Source organism: Stenotrophomonas hibiscicola ATCC 19867 (assembly GCF_000382065.1).
Taxonomy (GTDB): domain Bacteria; phylum Pseudomonadota; class Gammaproteobacteria; order Xanthomonadales; family Xanthomonadaceae; genus Stenotrophomonas; species Stenotrophomonas hibiscicola.
In genome coordinates this window covers 268,814-290,687 of sequence record NZ_KB907501.1, presented here as the reverse complement: position 1 = coordinate 290,687, position 21,874 = coordinate 268,814, and the positions used below count along the sequence as shown (strand labels likewise).

Sequence of the window (21,874 nt, the reverse complement as noted above, 5' to 3'; positions counted from 1 at the left end):
CGGGTGTTGCGCCGGGCCGGGCCCGGAGTTGCGGGTTCCGCGTCAGAACTCGCCGCGGAACCAGGTCTTGAGTTTCTTGAACATGCTTCCAGCGCGCCCGGTCGGCAGCGATGGCCGCCGCGGGTGCTCGATCTGGCTGCCCATCAGCAGCAGGCCCACGCCGGTGGCGTGCACCGGGTTGCCCACCACTTCGCCCAGGCCGGTGACGTGCTGCGGGATGCCCACGCGCACCGGCATCTGCAGCATTTCCTCGGCCAGTTCGACCACGCCCTCCATCTTCGAGGCGCCACCGGTCAGCACCATGCCGGCGCGCACCAGTTCCTCGAAGCCGGAGCGGCGCAGTTCGGCCTGCACCATCTCGAAGATCTCCTCGTAGCGGCCCTGCACCGCCTGCGCCAGCGAATGGCGCGGCATGCGGCGCGGTGGACGGTCGCCCACCGACGGCACCTGGATGCTTTCCTCGGCGGTGGCCAGCTGGGCCAGGGCGCAGGCGTAGCGCACCTTGATCTGCTCGGCTTCCGGGGTGGGCGTGCGCAGCATGTGCGCGATATCGTTGGTGACGTGGTCGCCGGCGATCGGCAGCGAGGCCGTGTGGCAGATCGCGCCCTGCACGAACACCGCGATGTCGGTAGTGCCGGCGCCCATGTCGACCAGCACCACGCCCAGCTCGCGTTCGTCAGCGGTCAGCACCGCAACGCTGGAGGCGAGCGAGGACAGCACCAGGTCGTCCACCTGCAGGCCACAGCGCTGCACGCACTTGCTGATGTTGGCTGCGGCCGACTGCGCGCACACCACCAGGTGCGCATGCACCTCCAGGCGCACGCCGGTCATGCCGACCGGGTTGCGGATGCCTTCCTGCGAATCGTCCAGCACGTACTCGCGCGGGATCGCGTGCAGGATCTTCTGGTCGGCCGGAATCGCCACCGCCTTGGCCGCATCGAGCACGCGATCCAGGTCGCCCCAGGTCACTTCCCCGTCGCGGATCGGCACGATGCCGGGCGAGTTCTTGCACTGCACGTGGTTGCCGGAGATCGAGGCGTACACCGAGCGGATCTCGCAGCCGGCCATCAGCTCGGCTTCTTCCACCGCGCGCTGGATCGACTGCACGGTCGATTCGATGTCCACCACCACGCCGCGCTTCAACCCGCGCGATTCGTGCGAGCCGATGCCGATCACTTCGATCGGGTTTCCCGGCGAATACTCGCCCACCAGCGCCACCACCTTGGAGGTGCCGATGTCCAGGCCAACGATCAGTGATTTGTCACCCTTGCGATTCATGTCCTTTCCTGCGTCCTGCTGGCTGGGGTCGCCGGCGTTTTCGCCGGCGTGGCCGGGGTACCCCAGCTCAGCGTGAAACCATTGGTGTAGCGGAGGTCGGCGCGCTCGATCGGCGCGTCCTGGCGGTTGAGCTGTGGCAGTACCTTGACGAAGCGCTGCAGGCGCGAGCGCGCATCGTCACGGCCGACCACCACTTCGGTGCCGTTGCTCAGCACCAGCGACCAGCTGCCGCGTGCATCCATCGTTACCCGGCGCACATCGACGCCGGCCGGTGCGAACAATGCACGCGAGTCGCTGTACAGCTTCATCACTTCTTCGGTCTGGCTGTCCGGCCCGTCCAGTTCGGGCAACGCCAGGTCGGCCAGCTTCTTCGGCGTGGGGAACAACTTGCCCTGCTCGGAAACCAGGCGGTCGTTGCCCCAGCGCGCGAACGGCTTGTGCTCGACCAGGGTCACTTCCAGCACGTCCGGCCACTGCTTGCGCACCCGCGCGCTTTCCACCCACGGCAGTTTTTCCAGTGCGTCCTGCGCGTCCTGCAGCTTGACCGCGAAGAAGCCGGCGCGCGCATACGGCAGCAGCACCTGCTGCAGCTGCTCGGCCGGTACCCGCTTGAACTCGCCATGCACGCGCAGCTTCGCCAGCGGCCAGCGCTCGGCGCCGACCCAGCCATTGACCACGGCCACCACCGGCAGTGCAACCACCGACAGCGCCAACAGCCAGACGAAGATGCGCAGCACCGCGTTCATGCGTGCGAAGCCTCCAGGGTCTGTTCCAGCACGCGCCACACCAGTTCCTCGAAACCGATGCCGGCCTGGCGGGCCGCCTTGGGTACCAGCGAATGGCTGGTCATGCCCGGCGCGGTGTTCACCTCCAGCAGGAAGAAACGGCCGCTGCTCCGGTCGCGCATCACGTCCACGCGGCCCCAGCCACGGCAGCCGGCCGCGCGGAACGCGGCCAGCGCGATGCGGCGGATTTCCGCTTCGTCGCCACCCTCCAGGCCCGGGCAGAGGTACTGGGTGTCCTCGGCGATGTACTTGGCGTTGTAGTCGTACCACTGGCCCTTGGGCACGATGCGGATCGACGGCAGGGCAACGTCGCCGAGGATGGCCACGGTCAGCTCATCGCCCACCACCATCTGCTCCATCAGCAGCTGGCCGTCGTAGCGCGCGGCCAGGGTCACGGCCTCGTCCAGGCCAGCCTCGTCGGTGACCCGGCTGATGCCCACGCTGGAGCCTTCGTTGGCCGGCTTGACCACCACCGGCAGGCCCAGCTCTGCCGCCAGTGCATGCACCGTGGACGCGTCGACCTTCCGGTACTGCGGCGTCGGCAGGCCCAGCGACAGCCACACCTGCTTGGTGCGGATCTTGTCCATGCTCAGCGCCGAACCCAGCACGTCCGAGCCGGTGTACGGCACGCCGAAGGCGTCCATCAGGCCCTGCACGATGCCGTCCTCACCGCCACCGTTGTGGCCATGGAGGATGTTGAACACACGGTCGATGCCACCGGCGGCCAGCGCCTTGGCCAACGCCGGGATGCCATCGACGGCGAACGCATCGACGCCGCGCGACCGCAGGGCTTCGAGCACGTTGCGGCCCGAGTCCAGCGACACCTCGCGTTCGCTGGAACTGCCACCGAGCAGCACGGCGACGCGGCCGAACTCGGCTGGGTCGGTCACGCGCAGCGGCGGGAAGGTCAGCGTGCTCACGCCTCGCCCTCCCCCTTGAAGCCTTCCACCGCGATGTGGGTGGCCACGGCGCCGATGTCGCCCGCCCCCATCATCAGCAGCAGGTCACCGTCCTGCAGCACGTCCGGCAGCACGCTGGCCAGTTCGGCAGCCTTGCCCACCACCACCGGCTCGCTGCGACCGCGGGCGCGGATGGCGCGGGCCAGCGCATGCGAGTCGGCACCGGCAATCGGTTCCTCACCGGCCGGGTAGACCTCGCTCAGTACCAGTGCGTCGACGCTGGACAGCACCGCAGCGAACTTGTCGAACTGGTCACGGGTGCGGCTGTAGCGGTGCGGCTGGAAGGCCACCACCAGGCGCTTGTCAGCCCAGCCACCGCGGGCCGCGGCGAACACGGCCTCCAGCTCGCTCGGGTGATGGCCGTAGTCATCGATGATACGGACCTTGGCACCACTGGCGGTGGTCACTTCGCCCAGATCGTTGAAGCGACGGCCGACACCGGCGAAGCTTTCCAACGCACGCGCGATGGCATCCGGCGCCACGCCCAGCTGCCAGCCCACTGCGGCGGCGGCCAGCGCGTTGAGCACGTTGTGCCTGCCCGGCAGCGCCAGCACCACTTCCTGGCTGGTGCCCTGCGGCAGGCGCAGGGTGAAGCGCATGCGCGGCCCTTCCTGCACCACGTTCTCGGCGCGCACGTCGGCCTGCGGGCTCATGCCGTAGCTCATCACGTGACGCGGGGTTTTGGCGGCCAGCGCGGCCACTTCCGGGTCATCGATGCACAGCACGGCCAGGCCGTAGAACGGCAGGCGCTGCAGGAATTCGGCGAACGCCGCCTGCACGCGGGCAAAGTCGTTGCCGTAGTTTTCCAGATGGTCGGCATCAATGTTGGTGATGATCGACATCAGCGGGTTCAGGCGCAGGAAGCTGCCATCGCTTTCGTCGGCCTCGGCCACCAGCCACTGGCCTCCGCCCAGCTTGGCGTTGGCACCGGCCGCCAGCAGCTGGCCACCGATCACGAACGTCGGGTCCAGGCCACCTTCGCTCAGCACCGCAGCAGTCAGGCTGGTGGTGGTGGTCTTGCCATGGGTACCGGCCACGGCGATGCCGCGGCGGAAGCGCATCAGCTCGGCCAGCATCGCCGCACGCGGCATGATCGGAATGCGCTGGCTGCGCGCTTCCATCAGTTCCGGGTTGTCTTCGCGGATGGCACTGGAGACCACCACGCAGTCGGTGCCCAGTACGTTGGCTGCCGAGTGGCCGCGCATGATGCGCGCACCCAGGCTGGCCAGCCGACGGGTTGCCACGTTGTCGGCGTTGTCCGAGCCGGACACCTCATAGCCCAGCGTCAGCATCACTTCGGCGATACCGCTCATGCCGGTGCCGCCGATGCCGACGAAATGCACGCGCGGGAACGCGCGTACCAGGTCGTTGGTGTCGTGCAGGCGACGGATCATGCGCGGCCTCGCGCAGGGCAGGCGCGGTGGCATGCCTTCTTCATACAGCTTCCTCAAGAATGATATCGGCGATGCGCTCGGCGGCATCGACCTTGGCCAGGGCACGCGCGGCTTGCGCCATCTGCATGCGGCGGGCGGGATTTTCGGACAGATCGCGCAGCAGTGCGGCAATGCCGTCGGCCAGCGTTCCGTCCTGCTTCAGCAAAACCGCAGCACCGCGCTCGACCAGATACTCCGCATTGCGGGCCTGGTGATCGTCGACGGCAGCGGGGAATGGCACCAGCACACTGCCGACACCGACCGCGCACAGCTCGGCCAGCGTCGAAGCGCCCGCGCGGCACACCACCAGGTCGGCCCAGGCGAAGGCCTCGGCCATGTCGGCGATGAACGGCGTGATGTCGGCCAGCACGCCGGCCTTTGCATACGCCTCCACCGCTTCGGCGTGCATTTTCTCGCCACTCTGGTGGCGCACCTGTACCGGAATGCCGGCGCCGAGTGCGGCGATCGCCTGCGGCACGCCGGTGTTCAGTGCACGCGCGCCCTGGCTGCCGCCAACCACCAGCACGCGCAGCGGTCCGTGGCGGTCGGCGAAGCGCTGTTCCGGCGGTGCGGTGGCGGCGATCTCTGCGCGCACCGGATTGCCGACGAACTCCTCACGCTCGGCGAAGGTACCCGGGAAGCCGGTGAGGAGGCGGCGCGCATAGCGCGACAGGATGCGGTTGGTCATGCCGGGCGCGCGATTCTGTTCGTGCACCAGCAGCGGGAGGCCGTGCAGGCGGGTGGCCATGCCACCGGGGCCAGAGGCAAAGCCACCGAAGGCGACCACCGCACGCGGCTGGCGCTTGCGGATGATCATGCCGGCAGCGCGCAGCGCGCGCATCAGCCGCCACGGCGCGCCCAGCAGGGCCAGCTTGCCCTTGCCGCGCAGGCCGGTGATGGCCAGCGTGTCGATTGGAATGCCGTGCTGCGGCACCAGTCGCGTTTCCATCGCGCCGTCGGCGCCCATCCAGGTCACCGGCACGCCGCGCTCGCGCAGCACGCGGGCCACAGCCAGGCCGGGAAAGATGTGACCGCCGGTGCCACCGGCCAGGATCATCACCGGGCGCACGCTATCGGTGGCCGCGCTCATGACAGCCTCCCGAAGGTCGGTTCGATACGCGACTGAAGGCGGCTGGTGCCGCGCGCGGCGTTTGCTGGAGCTGGGGCTGCGGCCGTCGCCCCGGCGCTGATCGGCGCGCTGGCGGCCACCTGCACGGCTGGCTCGCCCACCGGCTCAGCAGCTGCGTCTTCGGCACCACCGATGCGCACGGCCTGGCGGCGCTCGGCACGCTTGAGTTCATAGGACACGCGCAGCAACAGGCCCATCGCAACGCAGGTCATCAGCACCGACGAACCGCCGGAGGAAATCAGCGGCAGAGTCAGTCCCTTGGTCGGCAGGATGCCCAGGTTCACGCCGATCGAGACGAAGGTCTGCATGCTGATCCACAGGCCGATGCCGAAGGCGATGTAGCCAGAGAAGTGGCGCTTCATTTCCACGCAGCGCATGCCCAGCCAGAAGGTCCGGCCGACCAGCAGCGCGTACAGGGCCACGATCACGCAGGTGCCCAGGAAGCCGAATTCCTCGGCGGTGACCGAGAAGATGAAGTCGGTATGCGCTTCGGGCAGGTAGTACAGCTTCTGCACCGAGTTGCCCAGGCCGACGCCTGTCCACTCGCCACGGCCCACTGCCATCAGCGCGTTGGACAGCTGGTAGCCGTCGCCCTGCTGGTCGGCCCACGGGTCCAGGAAGGAGGTGATGCGGCGCATGCGGTAAGGCTCGATGATCGCCAGCGCGCTCATGCCGACCAGGCCGATGATCACCGGCATCGACATGCGCGGCATGTTCACCCCGCCCAATACCAGCATGCCGGCGGTGATCGCCAGCAGCAGGGTGGACGAGCCGAAGTCCGGCTGCAGCAGCAACAGCACCACCAGCGCACCGGCCACGCCCAGCGGCTTGAGCATCGCCGGCCAGGTCGCGTTGACCTCGTCGCGGAAGCGCACCAGGTAGCTGGACAGCCAGACGATGTAGAGCACTTTCACCGCCTCGACCGTCTGGAACTTGGAGATGCCCAGGTTGATCCAGCGGCGCGCACCGTTGACCGTGCTGCCCAGGCCCGGCGCGAACACCGCCAGCAGCAGCACGAAGCAGCCCAGCAGCAGCATCTGGTTGTACTGCTCGATGGACTTCAGCTCGGTACGGGCGGCAAGCACCGCCAGCACGATACCCACCGCCAGGAAGATCAGGTGGCGGTTGAGGTAGTAGAACGGGCTGCTCATCAGCGCGATCGAGCTGGACGCCACCATCACCACGCCAATGCCGGTGAGCGCGATGATCGCGCCCAGCAGCCACTTGTCGTAGCTGCCTTCGATGGCTTCAAGGCGTGTTGCCTGGCGGGACAGGTCGTTCATCTCAGCGCACCTTCAACGTGGCCAGGCCGATCAGCACGAGCACGACGGAGATGATCCAGAAGCGCACGATCACGCGCGGCTCCGGCCAGCCCTTCAGTTCGAAATGGTGGTGGATCGGCGCCATGCGGAACACGCGCTTGCCGGTCAGCTTGAACGAGGCCACCTGGATCATCACCGACAGCGTCTCGATGACGAACACGCCGCCCATGATCACCAGCACCAGTTCCTGGCGGGTGATCACCGCGATCGTGCCCAGCACCGCACCCAGCGCCAGTGCACCGATGTCGCCCATGAACACCATGGCCGGATAGGTGTTGAACCACAGGAAGCCGAGGCCCGCACCGGCGATGGCCGCGCAGATGATGACCAGCTCGCCGGCGCCCGGGATCTGCGGGATCTGCAGGTAGTTGGCGAACACTACGTTGCCCGAGGCGTAGGCGAACACACCCAGCGCGCAGGCCACCAGCACGGTCGGCATGATCGCCAGGCCGTCCAGGCCGTCGGTCAGGTTCACCGCATTGGAGAAGCCGACGATCCAGAAGTAGGCGATCGCCACGAAGCCGATGCCGGCCAGCGGCAGCGCCACCGACTTGAACATCGGGATGTAGAAGGTCAGCGCTGCCGGCACGTCGGCTGTATGGAACAGGAACAGGCCGGCAGCCAGGCCGAAGATCGACTGCAACAGGTATTTCCAGCGCGACTTCAGCCCGTTCGGGTCGCGGCGGACGATCTTGATCCAGTCGTCATACCAGCCGATGGCACCGAAGCACAGCATCACTGCCAGCACCAGCCACACGTAGCGGTTGCGCAGGTCGGCCCACATCAGCACCGACAGGGTGACGGTCAGCAGGATCAGCGAGCCACCCATGGTCGGCGTACCGGCCTTGGAGAAATGGGTCTGCGGACCGTCCTTGCGGATCGGCTGGCCGCCCTTGAACTGGGCAAGCTTGCGGATCATCGCCGGGCCGAGCCACAGCGACAGGAACAGGGCCGTCAGCGCGGCAAGGATGGCGCGGAACGTCTGGTAGTTGAACAGCCCGAACAGGCTCTCCAACTGCTGCAACCATCGAGCCAGTTCATACAACATGCGGGGATTCCTCTCCTTGCGCCAGCAGCGCTTTGACAATCGTGTCCATGGCGCTGCCACGGGAACCCTTGACCAGGCAGCGCACGCCGGCGTGCAGCTCGTCCTTCAGCGCCTTCGACAGCGCGTCATGGGTGGCAAAGTGACGGCCGCCTTCGCCGAAAGCGGTAGCGGCAGCGGCGCTGAGCGGGCCCAGCGCATACAGGCGCTTGAGGCCGGCCGACCGCGCGCGGAGCCCGGCCTGCGCGTGCAGCGCTCCGGCGTCCGGACCCAGCTCACGCATGTCGCCCAGCACCAGCCAGCCCTCTTCCGGCGCGGCGGCCAGGGCGTCGATGGCCGCGGCCAGCGAACCGGGATTGGCGTTGTAGCTGTCGTCCACCAGCACCGCGCCATTGCGCAGCAGATGGGCAATCTGGCGGCCCGGTACCGGCTGCGCCTCGGCCAGGCCAGCCGCGATCAGCGACAGATCGACACCGGCGGACAGCGCCAGGCTGGCGGCAGCCAGCGCATTGCTGACGTTGTGGCGACCCGGCAGGCCGAGCACCACGCGAGCCTCGCCGGCCGGCGAGACCAGGGTGAACTGGCTGCCCTGCGTACCTGCGCGGATGTCGCGCGCGGTCACATCAGCAGTATGTTCCAGGCCGTAGCGCAGCACGCGGCAGCGTGCCGGGGTACCGACGAAATGCTGTTCGAACCAGCGGCCGTAGGCATCGTCGGCGTTGATCACCGCCACGCCATCGGCCGGCAGTGCGGCATAGATTGCGCCCTTGGTCACGGCCACGCCAAGCAGGCTGCCCATGCGTTCCAGGTGTGCCGGGGCGATGTTGTTGACCAGGGCATAGCGCGGGCGGGCGATTTCGGTCAGGTAGGCGATATCACCCGGCTTGCCGGCGCCCATCTCGTAGACGGCGTAGTCGGCATCTTCCGGCGCATCGATCACCGCCAGCGGCAGGCCGATCTCGTTGTTGCGGTTGCCCGGGTTGGCGTAGACCACCTTGTGGGCGTGCTGGGCCACCTGCTGAAGGATCGACAGCAGCAGGCTCTTCACGCTGGTCTTGCCGTTGCTGCCGGTGATCGCGAACACCTCGGTGTCCCGGTCACGCTGCATGCCGGTGGCGATCTTCGCCAGTGCAAGCTCGCTGTCGGCCACCAGCACCTGCGGCAGCTCGACCGGCAGCAGGCGCTCGACCAGCAGCGCGCTGGCACCGCGCACCTGTGCGTCGGCGGCAAAGTCATGGCCGTCGAAGCGCTCGCCGCGCAGCGCCACATACAGGCTGCCCGGACCGAGGCTGCGGGTGTCATTGCTGACCGCGTCGATGGCCACGTCGTCGCCGTGGATCTCACCGCCGGCCCAGTGGGCGATCAGCGAAAGCAGAGTGCGCTTCACGCGGCACCCTCCCCGGCCTGCGCCTCTAGTACACCGGCCTTGGCCGCCAGTGCAGCGGCAGCCACCTCGGTGTCGTCGAAGTCATGGCGCACACCGTTCACTTCCTGGTACGGCTCGTGGCCCTTGCCAGCAATCAGGATGATGTCGCCGGCACCGGCACGCTTCACCGCCAGGCCGATCGCACGCGCGCGACTGCGCTGCACGGTCACGGCATCGGCATTCTGGAAGCCGGCCAGGATGTCGGCGACGATCACGTCACCGTCTTCGCCACGCGGATTGTCGTCGGTGACGATGACCTGGTTGGCCAGGCGCTCGGCGATCGCGGCCATCTGCGGACGCTTGCCGGTGTCACGCTCGCCGCCGCAGCCGAACACGCAGAACAGCGTACCCTGCAGGTGACCATGCAGGCTGCCCAGCGCTTGTTCCAGCGCGTCCGGGGTATGTGCATAGTCGACCACCACGGTCGGCAGGCCATTCTCGCCGCCGAGGCGGTTCATGCGGCCGCGGATCGGCTGCAACGCCGACAGCACCTCGGCGATGCGCGGCAGCGGCTGGCCCTGCGCATGCAGGGTACCGGCCACCGCCAGCAGGTTGTCCACATTGAAGCGGCCCAGCAGCGGCGAATGCACGGCCGCGCGCTGGCCGTCGATGACCAGTTCAAACGCAATGCCACGACCATCCAGCTGCAACGCTTCGGCGCGCACGCTGGCATCGCTGGCACCACGCGAACTCAGGCCGATCGGCTGCATGCCCACCGGCAGGCCGGCGAACAGCTGGCGACCGAAGGCGTCGTCCAGATTGATCACCGCTGCCTTCAGGCCCGGGCGATGGAACAGCCGCGCCTTGGCCGCGCCGTAGCTGGCCATGTCGCCGTGGTAATCCAGGTGATCGCGGGTGAGGTTGGTGAACACCGCCACGTCGTAGTGCACGGCATCGACGCGACCCTGGTCCAGCGCGTGCGAGCTGACTTCCATCGCCACCGCGCGCGCACCTTCGTCGCGCAGCTGCGCAAGCAGCGCATGCATCTGCAGCACCAGCGGCGTGGTGAAACCGGTCGGTTCAACTGCACCATAAAGTCCGGCGCCCAGCGTGCCGATACTGCCACTGGGCGTGCCGAGCAGGTGCCAGGCCTGGGCCAGCAGCTGCACGGTGGAGGTCTTGCCGTTGGTGCCGGTCACGCCCACCATCGCCATCGCCCGCGACGGCGCGCCATGGAACTGATCGGCCATCGCACCCATGCGTGCGCGCAGGCCCGGCACGGCGATCGCATCGGCTGGCGCCGGCAGTTCGGCCGGTGCCGGGGGCTCGAACAGGATGGCGCTGGCACCGGCCGCGCGGGCCTGCTCGACAAAGTTCAGGCCATGCGCGCCGAAACCGGCGATGGCGACGAAGGCATTGCCGGGACGCACGGCGCGGCTGTCCAGCGCCAGCCCGGTCAGAACGGGATCATGGCCCGCCAGGGCCACGTCCGGAAGCAACTGCGAAAGCAACATCGAAGGACTCATTGCGTGCCTCCCGTAACGGGGGGCGTCTGGGCGTGCGCGCTCGGCAGCGCAGCATCGAATTCAGCGGCGGCATCCACCGGCAGCGCGGTCTCGGCCGGCGGCGCGGGCAGGATCGAGGCCGAGTGGCCGACCTTGCCGGACTGCTGTGCGGCCAGCCACGACTGCAGGTCATCCAGCGGCACGTCCATCAGGCGCAGTGTGCCTTCCATCACGTTGTGATAGACCGGCGCCGACACCAGGCCGCCGTAGAACTTGCCGGCCTGCGGATCGTTGATGACGATGACGGTGGCGAAGCGCGGGTTGGTGGCCGGCACCACACCGGCAAACAGCGCGTTGTAATGGCCACGCTCGTAACCACCCGGGCCGGTCTTGCGCGCGGTACCGGTCTTGCCGGCTACGCGGTAACCCAGCACCGCTGCCTGCTTGGCGCCGCCCTGGGTGACCACCGTTTCCATCATCGCCACCACCTGCCTGGCGACGCTCTCGTCGATGATCTGATGCGCTTCGTTGCGCTGGCCCTTGACGAAGGTCGGCGCGATCAACTTGCCGCCATTGGCCAGCGCCGAGTAGGCGGTGGCGATCTGCAGCGGTGTCACGTTCAGGCCGTAGCCGTAGGACATGGTGGTCTTGGTGGCACCGTCCCAGTTGGCCGGGCGCCGCACCACGCCACCGGATTCACCCGGGAACCCGCTGTGCGGCACCGAGCCGTAGCCGAAACGGCGCACGCCGTCATAGAACACCTGGTCCGGCATCTTTGCCGCGACCTTGGCCGCGCCGATGTTGGAACTGCGGGTGATCACGCCGGTTACGTTCAGCACGCCGTTGTTGCGCGGCACGTCGCGGATGGTGAAGCGGGCCACCTGCATGTAACCCGGGTTGGTATCGATGATGGTGTCCTTGGTCACCGCACCGGCCTGCAGCGCCGTGGCAATCGTCAACGGCTTCATCGTCGAACCCGGCTCGACCAGGTCGGTCACCGCACGGTTGCGGCGCGCATCGGGCAGCGCGCCGGTCAGCGAATTCGGGTTGTAGGTGGGCAGGTTGACCATGGCCAGGATCTCGCCGGTGTTCACGTCCATGATCACCATCGAACCGCCGGCCGCCTTGTTGGCCACCAGCGCGTTGCGCAGTTCCTTGAACGCCAGGTACTGGATGCGGCGGTCGATGCTGAGCGTCAGGTCCTTGCCCGGTTCGGCGGCGCGCAGCAGATCGCTTTCGACGGTCTCGCCCTTGCGGTTGCGGATCACCCGCTTGGCACCGGCCTTGCCGCGCAGCCATTCGTCGAACGCCAGCTCCAGGCCTTCCTGGCCGCGGTCGTCAATGTTGGTGAAGCCCAGCACGTGCGCCATCGCTTCGCCCTGCGGGTAGAAGCGGCGGAACTCGCGCTGCGCGGCCACGCCCGGAATCTTCAGCGCGACCACCTTTTCTGCCTCGTCCGGATTGATCCGGCGACGCAGGTACATGAATTCCTTGTCCGACTTCTGCGACAGGCGGCTGCTCAGCTCATCCACCGACATGCCGACCGCCTGGGCCAGCTCCGGAATGCGCTCGGGCGAACGCAGCAGGTCCTGCGGATTGACCCAGATCGAGGCGACCGGGGTGGACACCGCCAGCGGCTCGCCGTTGCGGTCGGTGATCATGCCGCGCGAGGTCTTGATCGGCAGCTCGCGCAGGTAACGGGCCTCGCCCTGGCGCTGGTAGAAGTCGCTGTTGATGATCTGCACGTAGGCGGCACGACCGACCAGCGACACCGAGCACAGGCCGAGCGCCAGCGCGACCCAGCGCAGGCGCTGGCGCAGGTTGAAGGCGTTGCGCGGGCGGTTGCGGCCGGTCTTGCTCATGGCCGCACCACCACGATGTCGGCGGCCTCGGGGAACTTCATGCCGAGCTTCTCGCGGGCGATGCGATCGACACGGTTGGCTTCGGCCAGGGTGGCCTGTTCCAGCTGCAGGCGACCGAACTCCAGGTTGATGTCATCGCGCTTGCGCTCGGCGCGCGACAGTTCGATGAACGTCTGCCGGTGACGATGACGCACGAACACGACGCCGATCGCCGAGGCCACGGTGGAAGCCAGCAGGATGATCAGCAGCAACCGGCTCATGCGTCGGCCTCCCGCTTCTGCGCCACGCGCAGCACGGCGCTGCGGGCACGCGGGTTGGCGGCCAGCTCTTCGTCGGTGGCCTTGATGGCACCGCCGATCAGGTCCAGCGTCGGCACGAACGCGACCGCCTCGGGCAGGCGGCGGTTGGCCGGCGGCGCCTTGGCCAGGCGGTTCATGTACTGCTTGACGATACGGTCTTCCAGCGAATGGAAGCTGATCACCGCCAGGCGGCCACCGGGCTTGAGCCGTTCCACCGCCGCATCGAGCCCGGCTTCCAGATCGGCCAGCTCGCGGTTGATGTGGATGCGGATGGCCTGGAAGCTGCGCGTGGCCGGGTGGATCTTGTCTTTCCCACGCGGCATCACCGAAGCGATCAGCTCGGCCAGTTCGGCGGTGCGGGTGAACGGCTGCTTCTCGCGGCGAGCCACGATGGCACGGGCGATGCGGCGGCTCTGCCGCTCTTCGCCGTAGGTCCACAGCACGTCGGCAATCTCGCGGTCTTCCACGCGGTTGATCCACTGCGCGGCGCTTTCGCCGCTGTCCGGATCCATGCGCATGTCCAGCGGGCCGTCCTTGCCGAAGCTGAAGCCACGTTCGGCCACGTCCAGCTGCGGCGACGACACGCCCAGGTCGAACAGCACGCCGTCCAGGCCTTCGGCCGTCGCATCCCACTGCAGCAGCTGGGCGAAGCTGCCACGGAAGATGGACACGCGCGGGTCCGGCGCGAAATCGCGCTCGGCAACGGCAATGGCTTCCGGATCCTTGTCCATGACCAGCAGGCGCCCCTCGGGACCAAGCTGGGTGAGCACGCCACGTGCATGACCGCCACGACCGAACGTGCCATCCAGATAACGTCCGTTTTCGATCACCCTCAGGCCTTCAAGGACCTGGGTGTACAGGACCGGCAGGTGCACCGCCGGCGACTGCGACACCGGAAGGTGACCGGTCTGCGCTTCTGGGCGCATCCGGGCACCCCGGCTCACAACTTCAGGTCGAGCAACCCATCACCCAGATCCTCGTCAGACAACGTCTGCTGGATCAGGGCCCGATGCGCCTGCTCGCTCCACAATTCGAACTTGTCGCCCATACCGAGCAATACCGCCCTCTTTTCAATGCCCACCGCACCGCGGTGGCTGGCGGGGATGCTGATGCGACCGTTGCCGTCCAGTTCCAGATGGGCGGCCGAGCCGACCAGCTTCTGCTGCAACAGGCGCACGACGCGCTGGGTGTTGGGCTTGGACATGACGTCGTCGCGGACCCGCTCCCATTCCGACTCTGCATACAGCCACAGGCAGCCGGCTTCGAACGGGTTGTAGGTCAGCACGAGACGGTTGTTGCTGGCGCGCGCGACGAGGTCGCGGTAAGCGGTGGGAACCGCCATGCGCCCTTTATCGTCAACTGTGATGGCCGTCTCGCCCTGGAACACGACGCGTGCACCTATCCTTCGCCCGGTGAAACATTGAACCACGAAAACCCACAAAACACCCGGATTTCCCTCTGATGCCCACCTTAGCAGCGGCCGAAGGGTTGTCAACAACTTTTCAGCGGGGAAATCGCCAGCCACATCAATGGCTTGCAACAACCTTTAGAGAATTGTTCAAGGCTTATCCACAAGTTGCTGATCCGTCTCAATTTTTGAGATTGAACGGAAGTTCAGGGCTGTGGACAGGGCGTGAAACACCTGCTGCGCATTCATCCGCGAGGGCCCGGAAACGCCGCCGGACTGCGCAAACCATGCACAATGAACCCATGTGCCTGCTCGCTCTTGGCTGGATGCACCACCCGCGCTGGCGGCTGGTGATGACCGGCAACCGTGATGAGTTCCACGCCCGCCCCACCGCGGCGCTGGCCCCCTGGCAGGATGAGACCTCCGTCATCGGGGGGCGCGACCTGCGCTCCGGCGGTGGCTGGGCCGGCGTCGGCGCCTCGGGCCGGATGGCGGTGGTCACCAACGTCCGCGACCCGCTGGCGGCCCAGACCGGTCCGTCGCGCGGGGCACTGGTGGCCGACTTCCTGCGCGGCCGCGACCCGGCGGCCGTGCATATTGATCGCTTGGCGACCGTGGCTGGCGCCTACGCCCCGTTCAATCTGTTGCTGGCCGATAGCAACAGCCTGGAGTACCTGGGCAACCATCCCGCCGAACGGCAGACGCTTGGCCCGGGCGTGCATGGCATGTCCAACGGCGCGCTGGACGCACCCTGGCCGAAGACCCGACGACTGATGGCCGCGCTGTCGGCATGGCTGGAAGCGGACGGGGTCAGATCCCTTTCGCAACGCGAAAGGGATCTGACCCCAGACCTGACCCCGCTCTGGGACGCCCTGGCCGATGAACACCGCCCCGCCGACGGCGACCTGCCCGACACCGGCATCGGCCTGGAACGCGAACGCTGGCTGAGCCCGGCCTTCATCCGCGGCGACGACTATGGCACCCGCGCCAGCACGGTGCTGCTGATCGATGCCGAAGGGCACGGGCAGATCCACGAGCGTCGCTTCGGCCCTCAGGGTGTCGCCCTCGGCCAGAGCCAGGTCGATTTCTGACCCTGTACCTGTTTCCTGTGTCTATAAATGTCTGCACGCACGCCACACGATGACCCGGCGCGGTTCTGCCGCGCGCCTCACCGATCCACAGGGAGTCATCGATGCGCCGTGTTCTCGTACTTGTCGTCACCCACCTGCTCGCCCTCGGCCTGGGCTTCGGCCTTGGCATCTACCTGCTGCCGATCCTGATCGCTCCCGACGACCCGCCGGTCGCGCAGGTACAGGCGGCGATGGGCGACGCCCGTTACCACACCACCTTCCGTCGCGACCTCAAGGGCAGCGACGCCGTGCACTGGGCCGACGGCAAGGTCAGCGTCAGCCCGCGCCAGGTCGCGTTCGACGGCAAGATGGGCCCGGGGCCGGACTACAAGGTCTACCTCGTGCGCGACTTCGTCGACAACAAGGCCGATTTCCTGAAGATCAAGGCACAGGCCCAGCGCATCGGCGAGGTGAAGACCTTCAACCGTTTCCTGGTGGACGTGCCTGAAAGCGTCAACGTGGACGATTACACCACCGTAGTGGTGTGGTGCGAACGGTTCGAGCAGTTCATTTCCGCCGGGCAGTACCGCACGCCGGGTTGAACAACATCCCAAGCATCTGGGCGAAGAGCAGCCGAGCATGGCTCGGCTCTACTGTAGAGCCGAGCCATGCTCGGCCTACCGTAAGAAAGAGGCGGAGCCGGCCGATAAGCCGGGTTCTGTCGTGGACAGTCATTCCTCTAGGCGTTACGTCACCGCAACGCTCAAGCAACCTACCCGGATCCAACGCGGGCCGCGCCAAAGGATCCCTATTTGGTCTTGCTCCAGGTGGGGTTTGCCGTGCCGGTCTGTTGCCAGACTCGCGGTGCGCTCTTACCGCACCATTTCACCCTTACCGGCCTTCCGAAGAAGACGTAGGCGGTATCTTTCTGTTGCACTTTCCGTCGGCTTGCGCCGCCCAGGCGTTACCTGGCACCTTGCCCTATGGAGCCCGGACTTTCCTCGGCACCCCCGAAGGGATGACGCGACTGTCTGGCCGACTCCGCCAGCGCGTATTCTAGCGTACGCACGCCCTTCCTGCCGTGCCGATCGCGGCGTCCGGTTCATCCATGCACGCGTGGCGTGGATCTACCGATGCCGCTGCCCTGGTGGGTGCGGATTCCGCTCTGGTGGGTGCGGACCTTGGTCCGCACGATCCATCAACTGCCGTACAACGCCTTGCGCGGCGCACCGGTCAGTTCCGCGGCCAGCTTCGCGGCGGTCGACGGCGGCAGATGCTCGCTCAGCTTGGCGTAGACGCGGCGGCCATGCGCCAGCTGCGCTTCCTCATCGTCGCCGGCGCCCTGCACCATCACCACGAACTCGCCCTTGCGCTGGTTCTCGTCAGCTTCCACCTTCGCCAACAGGCCGGCCAGGTCACCGTCGAGCACGGTCTCGAACAGCTTGGTCAGCTCGCGGGCCAGCACCGCCGGGCGCTCGCCGCCGAAGATCGCCGCCATGTCGGCCAGCGACTCGGCGATACGGTGCGAGGATTCGTAGAACACCATCGTGCGCACTTCGCCGGCCAGCGCCTGCAGGCGGTCGCGGCGGCCGCTGGCCTTGGCCGGCAGGAAACCCTCGAAGCTGAAACGGTCGCTGGGCAGGCCGGCCACGCTCAGCGCGGCGATGGCGGCGCAGGCACCGGGCACCGGGCTGACCTTGATACCCGCCGCGCGCGCGGCACGCACCAGGCGGAAACCGGGGTCACTGACCAGCGGGGTACCGGCATCGCTGACCAGCGCCAGCGACTCGCCGGCCTGCAATCGCGAAACCAGGCGCTGCGCCAGGGCCTCTTCATTGTGTTCGTGCAGGGCCACCAGCGGTTGCTGGATGCCGAAATGGGACAGCAGCTGGCCGCTGCGGCGGGTGTCTTCGGCACAGATGGCCGCCACCGAACGCAGCACCTCCTGCGCGCGCGGGCTCAGATCGGCCAGGTTGCCGATCGGGGTGGCGACGACGTACAGGGTTGGGACACTCATTTCAGCGGTACTCACGGGGCAAGGGTAGAATCGTAGCGTGTACCCGGCCAAGGCCGCTGCCCTCATCGCATGGACCCGATCATGAACAAGCCCGCCGCACGGATCTCCGCCCTGTCGCTGTCGCTGATGCTGCTGGCCGGCTGTGCCACCACCAGCCTGACCAGCGCGCCCGAATCGCCGGCCCAGAGCCAGGCGCTGGCGCTGATCGAACAAGGCAAACCGCGCGACGCCGCCCTGCAGCTGGAAGCGCTGGCCGCAACCCTGAAAGGTGGCGCCCGCAGCAACGCCCTGGCCGATGCCGCCTGGGCCTGGCACCTGGCCGGCGACAGTGCCCGCGCACGCAGCCTGCTCGGCCAGCTCACCGCCCGCCAGCTGTCCGGCGCCAGCCTGCAGCGCTACCAGCTGACCGGCGCCGAGCTGGCACTGGCCGACAAGCAGCCGGCGCAGGCCCTGGCCCTGCTGAAGGAACAGGGCGACAACGTCTTCCCCGCGCTGCGCACGCGCTGGCACGTAGCCCGCGCCAACGCGCTGCAGGGCACCGGCGATGCCTTCGGTGCCGCCACCGAGCGCGCCCGCGCCCACGCCAGCCTGACCGGCAGCGCACGCAGCGAGAACCAGGCCGCCATCGCCGGTCTGCTCGGTACGCTTGACGACGCCACCCTGCGCAGCCGTGCCGCCGCGCTGCCGGCCAACGACCCGCTGTACAACTTCGCCGGCCGTGCACTGATCGCGCGTGGCCTGCCGCTGCCGCGCCCGTTCGACCGCGATGGCGCCGCCCAGTTCGATACCAGCAAGCGCCCGCCGGCCATGAGCGACGGCTACCGTCCGCCGGCCAAGCTGGCCGTGCTGCTGCCGCTCAGCGGCCGCCTGGCCACCGCCGCGCAGCCGGTGCGTGATGGCCTGCTGGCCGCGTACTACGGCGAGACCCGCCGCCGCCCGGACATCAACTTCATCGACACCGCCGGTACCCCGGCCGGTGCGCTGGCCGCCTATGACAAGGCCGTCGCCTCCGGCGCCGACTTCGTGGTCGGCCCGCTGGGCCGTGACGAAGTGGATGCGGTCTATGGCCGCCAGCAGCTGCAGGTACCGGTGCTGGCCCTGAACCGTGGCAAGGACGCGCCGCCAGCCGGCAGCGCCGGCTTCTCGCTGGCGCCGGAAGACGACGGCATCGTCGCCGCCGAATACCTGCGTGGCCGCGAGCGCGGCAAGGCGTTGGTGATCAACAGCGCCGACGACACTGGCCGCCGTGCCGCCGCTGCCTTCGCCCAGCGCTTCGCCCAGCGTGGCGGCCAAGTGGTGGCCACCGTCGGCGTCAGCGACGCGGTTGGCGATGTCGGCGCGCAGGTGCGCAATGCCGGCCAGGTCGATGCCGTGTTCCTCGCCGTGCGCGCGCCGCAGGCCCGCCTGCTGGCGCCGCAGCTGGCGCTGGCCGGTGCCGGTGGCGCCACCCGCGTGGGCACCTCGCAGCTGACCGTCGGCAGCGGCAAGGTGGAAGAAGACGTGGCGCTGGACGGCATCGTCTACCCGAACGAAGCCTGGAACGTGCGCAGCGTGTCCGGCCTGCCCTCGGCCAGCCAGGTGGCCAGCACCCTGCCCAGCGCACGCGGTGCCGCCGGCCGCCTGTTCGCCTTCGGCGCCGATGCCTGGAAGATCACCGCCTACCTGGACAAGCTGTCCAACGAAGGCGGCCTGGACGGCGCCACCGGCACCCTGTTCCTGGACAGCAACGGCAACATCCTGCGCCAGCCGGCCTGGTCCACCTTCAATGGCGGCCGGCCGATGCCGATCGTCGGTGGTCGCTGAGCGCAGCCAACGGGGCTCGGCGGTGGAAGCCGCCGCCGAGCAGCATCTGCAGCAGGCCGGACTGCAGCCGCGTGCGCGCAACGTGCGTTATCGCGGCGGTGAACTGGACCTGGTGATGGACGACGCCGGCACCGTGGTCTTCGTGGAAGTGCGTTACCGCGCGCGATCCGATTTCGGTGGCGGCGCGGCCTCGGTGGATGTGCGCAAGTGCCGACGCGTGGCACATGCCGCGTTGCTGTACCTGCAGGACCATCCCGCGCTTGCCGATGCGCCCTGCCGTTTCGATGTGGTGGAAGCCACGGGTGAACCTCCGCAGTTGAACTGGCTGCGCGATGCGTTCCGGCTGGATGATTGCTGATGTGTACCGTCCGCTCTGGTAGAGGCCAACCTTGGTTGGCGCTTCTGTGCCAACCAAGGTTGGCATCTACCAGCGCGCAGCCTGGCCGGCACGACCATGGTGCGTGACTGATGCCGTCGATCATCACCCATGCCGCTGTACCGCTGGCGCTGTGGTGCGCCGCGGATCGTGGCCGCATTCCTGCGTGGTTGCTCGCTGCGGGTGTGGTCGCGGCGATGCTGCCCGATGCCGATGTACTGGCCTTTGCCCTGCACATTCCCTATGCCGATGCGTTCGGCCATCGCGGTGCCAGCCATTCGTTGTTGTTTGCCTGCGTGCTGGCCGCGTTGGCCGCGGTGTGGGCGTTCTTTGGTAGCGGCCGGCCTTGGTCGACACCACACAGCTCCGGTAGTCGCCGACCTTGGTCGGCGGTTTCGTGCCAACCAAGGTTGGCACCTACCCAGCGAGGGCCAACGTTGGCGTCCACCGTACAGGCGGCGGTGTTCGTCTTCATCTGCGCCGCCAGCCATCCCCTGCTCGACGCAATGACCTCCGGTGGCCTCGGCGTTGCCCTCGCCTGGCCGTGGAGCGAACAGCGCTTCTTCGCCCCGTGGCGGCCGATCCGCGTTTCACCGTTTGCGCCGCAGTTCTTCAGCGCGCGCGGCATCGCCACCCTGCTCTCTGAACTGCGCTGGGTCTGGCTGCCGCTGGCCGGCGCCGTTGTTGCCTGGAAACTGATCCAACCCGCTCCTGCTTCCCCACGAGATCTGTCATGAGTACTGCCCTGCCCGCTGCCCTGGTTGCCGAACTGTCTGCCCTGCTGGGAGCGGAGGGCTGGCGCATGGATGACAACGCGCTGGAGGCGAACGCGCAGGACAACTCGTGGCGCCACCAGCGCCCCGCTGCCGTCGCGCTGCCCGCCAGCGTCGAACAGGTACAGGCACTGGTGCGCGCCTGCCGTGCACATCACGTGGCGCTGGTTGCGCGCGGCGCGGGCACCGGCACCACCGGCGCTGCCGTGCCGTTGCCGGGCAGCATCGTGCTGTCGTTCACCCGCATGGACCGCATCGTGGAGATCCGTGCCGGTGATCGCTGCGCCGTGGTGCAGCCGGGCGTGCTCAATGGAACGCTTCAGCAAGCCCTGGCACCGCACGGCCTGTTCTGGGCGCCCGATCCTTCCAGCGCGGAGATCTGCAGCGTGGGTGGCAACCTGGCCTGCAACGCCGGTGGCCCACGCGCCGTGAAGTACGGCACCAGCCGCGACAACGTGCTGGGCCTGGTGGCCGTCACCGGCACCGGCGAGGTGATCCGCTGCGGGGGTGCCTACACCAAGGATTCCACCGGCTACGACCTCACCCACCTGCTGGTGGGCAGCGAAGGCACGTTGGCGCTGATCGTGGAGGCCACCCTCAAGCTGACCCCGCTGCCGGTCAGCCAGGCCGGATTGCGCGTGCTGTACCGCGACGCCGATGCGGCCGCCGCCGCAGTGTCACGCCTGATGTCGCAGCCGGTGGTGCCCACGCGCCTGGAATTCATGGATTCACGCAGCCTGGAGCTGTTGCGCCTCAATGGTGCTGACGTACCCGAGGCAGGCGCGATGCTGCTGGTCGAAGCCGATGGTGACCACGACACCCTGCCCTACCTGCTGCAGGCACTGGCCAGCGCCGCCGAAGGCGACGGCATGATCGAGCTGGACGTGGCGATGGAAGGCCGTGCACGCGACCAGCTGTGGGCCGCGCGCAAGGCACTGTCGCCGGCACTGCGCACCGTAGCGCCCGGCAAGATCAATGAAGACGTGGTGGTGCCGGTGTCGCGCATTCCGGAACTGGTGGCTGGCGTGCAGGCGTTGGCGCGCGACTATTCGCTAACCATCGTCACCTTCGGTCATGCCGGCAACGGCAACCTGCACGTCAACATTCTTTACCACCCGGACGATGCCGATGAGAACGCACGCGCGCATGCCGCGCTGCCGAAGATCTTCGAACTGACGCTGTCCCTGGGCGGCACGTTGTCCGGTGAGCATGGCATTGGTCTGGCCAAGCGCGATTTCATGGCACAGGCGTTCAGCCCGGCCACGCTGGCGACGATGCGCGCGATCAAGGCTGCGTTGGATCCGGATGGCATTCTCAACCCGGGCAAGGTGCTGCCGCCGGTGTGATGCTGGCCGGGCATGAACCGGCGCTATCAAGGCGTGCACCTGTAGAGCCGAGCCCACGCTCGGCTGCTCTTCGCTCAGATCACGATGCACCCGCGCTT

19 protein-coding genes, 1 other RNA gene and 1 pseudogene are annotated in these 21,874 nt (G+C 67.9%); 6 read left to right on the top strand and 15 right to left on the bottom strand.

The annotated features are described in order from the left end of the window. Positions 1-42 precede the first annotated feature (42 nt). The 13 genes and pseudogenes from ftsA to mraZ all read right to left on the bottom strand — a co-directional run bounded on the left by ftsA (position 43) and on the right by mraZ (position 14,370). The gene (ftsA, locus tag G370_RS0113470; protein ID WP_005408083.1) at positions 43-1,278 is read right to left on the bottom strand and encodes a cell division protein FtsA; all 1,236 of its coding nucleotides are present in this window, start codon (positions 1,276-1,278) and stop codon (positions 43-45) included. 68 nt (positions 1,279-1,346) lie between these two features. After that, positions 1,347-2,024: pseudogene (locus tag G370_RS0113465) on the bottom strand (cell division protein FtsQ/DivIB); the annotation flags it as partial. Continuing rightward, on the bottom strand, positions 2,021-2,983 hold the full coding sequence (locus G370_RS0113460; RefSeq protein ID WP_019661074.1) for a D-alanine--D-alanine ligase: 963 nt from the start codon (positions 2,981-2,983) through the stop codon (positions 2,021-2,023). The gene G370_RS0113460 and the pseudogene G370_RS0113465, both read right to left, overlap by 4 nt. Beyond that, positions 2,980-4,416 carry a UDP-N-acetylmuramate--L-alanine ligase gene (gene murC, locus G370_RS0113455; protein WP_019661073.1) on the bottom strand — a complete coding sequence of 479 codons (1,437 nt, stop codon included), beginning with the start codon at positions 4,414-4,416 and terminating at the stop codon, positions 2,980-2,982. The genes G370_RS0113460 and murC overlap by 4 nt, the downstream gene beginning before the upstream one ends. A 40-nt stretch (positions 4,417-4,456) precedes the next feature. Continuing rightward, on the bottom strand, positions 4,457-5,545 hold the full coding sequence (murG, locus tag G370_RS0113450; protein WP_019661072.1) for an undecaprenyldiphospho-muramoylpentapeptide beta-N-acetylglucosaminyltransferase: 1,089 nt from the start codon (positions 5,543-5,545) through the stop codon (positions 4,457-4,459). Then, positions 5,542-6,867 carry a putative lipid II flippase FtsW gene (gene ftsW, locus G370_RS0113445; RefSeq protein WP_019661071.1) on the bottom strand — a complete coding sequence of 442 codons (1,326 nt, stop codon included), beginning with the start codon at positions 6,865-6,867 and terminating at the stop codon, positions 5,542-5,544. The genes murG and ftsW overlap by 4 nt, the downstream gene beginning before the upstream one ends. Before the next feature lies 1 nt (position 6,868). Then, on the bottom strand, positions 6,869-7,954 hold the full coding sequence (gene mraY, locus G370_RS0113440) for a phospho-N-acetylmuramoyl-pentapeptide-transferase (protein WP_019661070.1): 1,086 nt from the start codon (positions 7,952-7,954) through the stop codon (positions 6,869-6,871). Further along, on the bottom strand, positions 7,944-9,338 hold the full coding sequence (locus G370_RS0113435) for a UDP-N-acetylmuramoyl-tripeptide--D-alanyl-D-alanine ligase (protein WP_019661069.1): 1,395 nt from the start codon (positions 9,336-9,338) through the stop codon (positions 7,944-7,946). Before G370_RS0113435 ends, mraY begins: the two co-directional genes overlap by 11 nt. Further along, positions 9,335-10,843, bottom strand: coding sequence for a UDP-N-acetylmuramoyl-L-alanyl-D-glutamate--2,6-diaminopimelate ligase (locus tag G370_RS0113430; RefSeq protein ID WP_019661068.1), 1,509 nt, complete (start codon positions 10,841-10,843; stop codon positions 9,335-9,337). The genes G370_RS0113435 and G370_RS0113430 overlap by 4 nt, the downstream gene beginning before the upstream one ends. Then, a complete protein-coding gene (locus tag G370_RS0113425) occupies positions 10,840-12,684 on the bottom strand; it encodes a peptidoglycan D,D-transpeptidase FtsI family protein (protein ID WP_019661067.1) in 1,845 nt (614 codons plus the stop codon). Before G370_RS0113425 ends, G370_RS0113430 begins: the two co-directional genes overlap by 4 nt. Then, positions 12,681-12,944, bottom strand: coding sequence for a cell division protein FtsL (gene ftsL, locus G370_RS0113420; RefSeq protein WP_005412242.1), 264 nt, complete (start codon positions 12,942-12,944; stop codon positions 12,681-12,683). The genes G370_RS0113425 and ftsL overlap by 4 nt, the downstream gene beginning before the upstream one ends. Next, positions 12,941-13,909 carry a 16S rRNA (cytosine(1402)-N(4))-methyltransferase RsmH gene (rsmH, locus tag G370_RS0113415; protein WP_019661066.1) on the bottom strand — a complete coding sequence of 323 codons (969 nt, stop codon included), beginning with the start codon at positions 13,907-13,909 and terminating at the stop codon, positions 12,941-12,943. Before rsmH ends, ftsL begins: the two co-directional genes overlap by 4 nt. Positions 13,910-13,923: 14 nt before the next feature. Continuing rightward, positions 13,924-14,370 (bottom strand): division/cell wall cluster transcriptional repressor MraZ, encoded by a 447-nt coding sequence (gene mraZ / locus G370_RS0113410; protein WP_019661065.1) that lies wholly within the window; start codon positions 14,368-14,370, stop codon positions 13,924-13,926. A 323-nt stretch (positions 14,371-14,693) separates the two neighbouring features. Here mraZ and G370_RS0113405 point away from each other — a divergent pair, with 323 nt between their 5' ends. Further along, positions 14,694-15,482 carry an NRDE family protein gene (locus G370_RS0113405; protein ID WP_019661064.1) on the top strand — a complete coding sequence of 263 codons (789 nt, stop codon included), beginning with the start codon at positions 14,694-14,696 and terminating at the stop codon, positions 15,480-15,482. A gap of 101 nt (positions 15,483-15,583) precedes the next feature. Beyond that, a complete protein-coding gene (locus tag G370_RS0113400; RefSeq protein WP_010481944.1) occupies positions 15,584-16,063 on the top strand; it encodes a DM13 domain-containing protein in 480 nt (159 codons plus the stop codon). An 89-nt stretch (positions 16,064-16,152) separates the two neighbouring features. On the opposite strand, the gene rnpB is transcribed toward G370_RS0113400, so the two are convergent. Beyond that, positions 16,153-16,504, bottom strand: an RNA gene (gene rnpB / locus G370_RS1000000121075) — RNase P RNA component class A. Between the two features lie 155 nt (positions 16,505-16,659). Next, complete coding sequence (gene rsmI / locus G370_RS0113395; protein ID WP_019661063.1) at positions 16,660-17,478, bottom strand: 16S rRNA (cytidine(1402)-2'-O)-methyltransferase; 819 nt, start codon at positions 17,476-17,478, stop codon at positions 16,660-16,662. 81 nt (positions 17,479-17,559) lie between these two features. On the opposite strand from rsmI, the gene G370_RS0113390 reads away from it, so the two are divergent. The 4 genes from G370_RS0113390 to G370_RS0113375 all read left to right on the top strand — a co-directional run bounded on the left by G370_RS0113390 (position 17,560) and on the right by G370_RS0113375 (position 21,776). Next, the gene (locus G370_RS0113390) at positions 17,560-19,281 is read left to right on the top strand and encodes a penicillin-binding protein activator (protein WP_019661062.1); all 1,722 of its coding nucleotides are present in this window, start codon (positions 17,560-17,562) and stop codon (positions 19,279-19,281) included. Continuing rightward, positions 19,271-19,639: a YraN family protein gene (locus G370_RS0113385; RefSeq protein WP_026347139.1), complete on the top strand. Its 369-nt coding sequence runs from the start codon at positions 19,271-19,273 to the stop codon at positions 19,637-19,639. Before G370_RS0113390 ends, G370_RS0113385 begins: the two co-directional genes overlap by 11 nt. Before the next feature lie 110 nt (positions 19,640-19,749). Next, positions 19,750-20,394: a metal-dependent hydrolase gene (locus G370_RS0113380; protein WP_019661060.1), complete on the top strand. Its 645-nt coding sequence runs from the start codon at positions 19,750-19,752 to the stop codon at positions 20,392-20,394. After that, entirely contained in the window at positions 20,391-21,776 is a 1,386-nt protein-coding gene (locus G370_RS0113375) for an FAD-binding oxidoreductase (RefSeq protein WP_019661059.1), read from the top strand. Before G370_RS0113380 ends, G370_RS0113375 begins: the two co-directional genes overlap by 4 nt. The last annotated feature ends 98 nt before the right edge of the window (positions 21,777-21,874 follow it).

Coding starts and splice junctions, on each gene's coding strand:
- G370_RS0113425 (WP_019661067.1), bottom strand. CDS start 12,684: ATGAGCAAGACCGGCCGCAACCGCCCGCGCAACGCCTTCAACCTGCGC.
- murC (WP_019661073.1), bottom strand. CDS start 4,416: ATGATCCGTCGCCTGCACGACACCAACGACCTGGTACGCGCGTTCCCG.
- G370_RS0113400 (WP_010481944.1), top strand. CDS start 15,584: ATGCGCCGTGTTCTCGTACTTGTCGTCACCCACCTGCTCGCCCTCGGC.
- G370_RS0113380 (WP_019661060.1), top strand. CDS start 19,750: ATGCCGTCGATCATCACCCATGCCGCTGTACCGCTGGCGCTGTGGTGC.
- ftsL (WP_005412242.1), bottom strand. CDS start 12,944: ATGAGCCGGTTGCTGCTGATCATCCTGCTGGCTTCCACCGTGGCCTCG.
- G370_RS0113375 (WP_019661059.1), top strand. CDS start 20,391: ATGAGTACTGCCCTGCCCGCTGCCCTGGTTGCCGAACTGTCTGCCCTG.
- G370_RS0113390 (WP_019661062.1), top strand. CDS start 17,560: ATGAACAAGCCCGCCGCACGGATCTCCGCCCTGTCGCTGTCGCTGATG.
- ftsW (WP_019661071.1), bottom strand. CDS start 6,867: ATGAACGACCTGTCCCGCCAGGCAACACGCCTTGAAGCCATCGAAGGC.
- G370_RS0113405 (WP_019661064.1), top strand. CDS start 14,694: ATGTGCCTGCTCGCTCTTGGCTGGATGCACCACCCGCGCTGGCGGCTG.
- G370_RS0113430 (WP_019661068.1), bottom strand. CDS start 10,843: ATGAGTCCTTCGATGTTGCTTTCGCAGTTGCTTCCGGACGTGGCCCTG.
- mraY (WP_019661070.1), bottom strand. CDS start 7,954: ATGTTGTATGAACTGGCTCGATGGTTGCAGCAGTTGGAGAGCCTGTTC.
- ftsA (WP_005408083.1), bottom strand. CDS start 1,278: ATGAATCGCAAGGGTGACAAATCACTGATCGTTGGCCTGGACATCGGC.
- murG (WP_019661072.1), bottom strand. CDS start 5,545: ATGAGCGCGGCCACCGATAGCGTGCGCCCGGTGATGATCCTGGCCGGT.
- rsmI (WP_019661063.1), bottom strand. CDS start 17,478: ATGAGTGTCCCAACCCTGTACGTCGTCGCCACCCCGATCGGCAACCTG.
- rsmH (WP_019661066.1), bottom strand. CDS start 13,909: ATGCGCCCAGAAGCGCAGACCGGTCACCTTCCGGTGTCGCAGTCGCCG.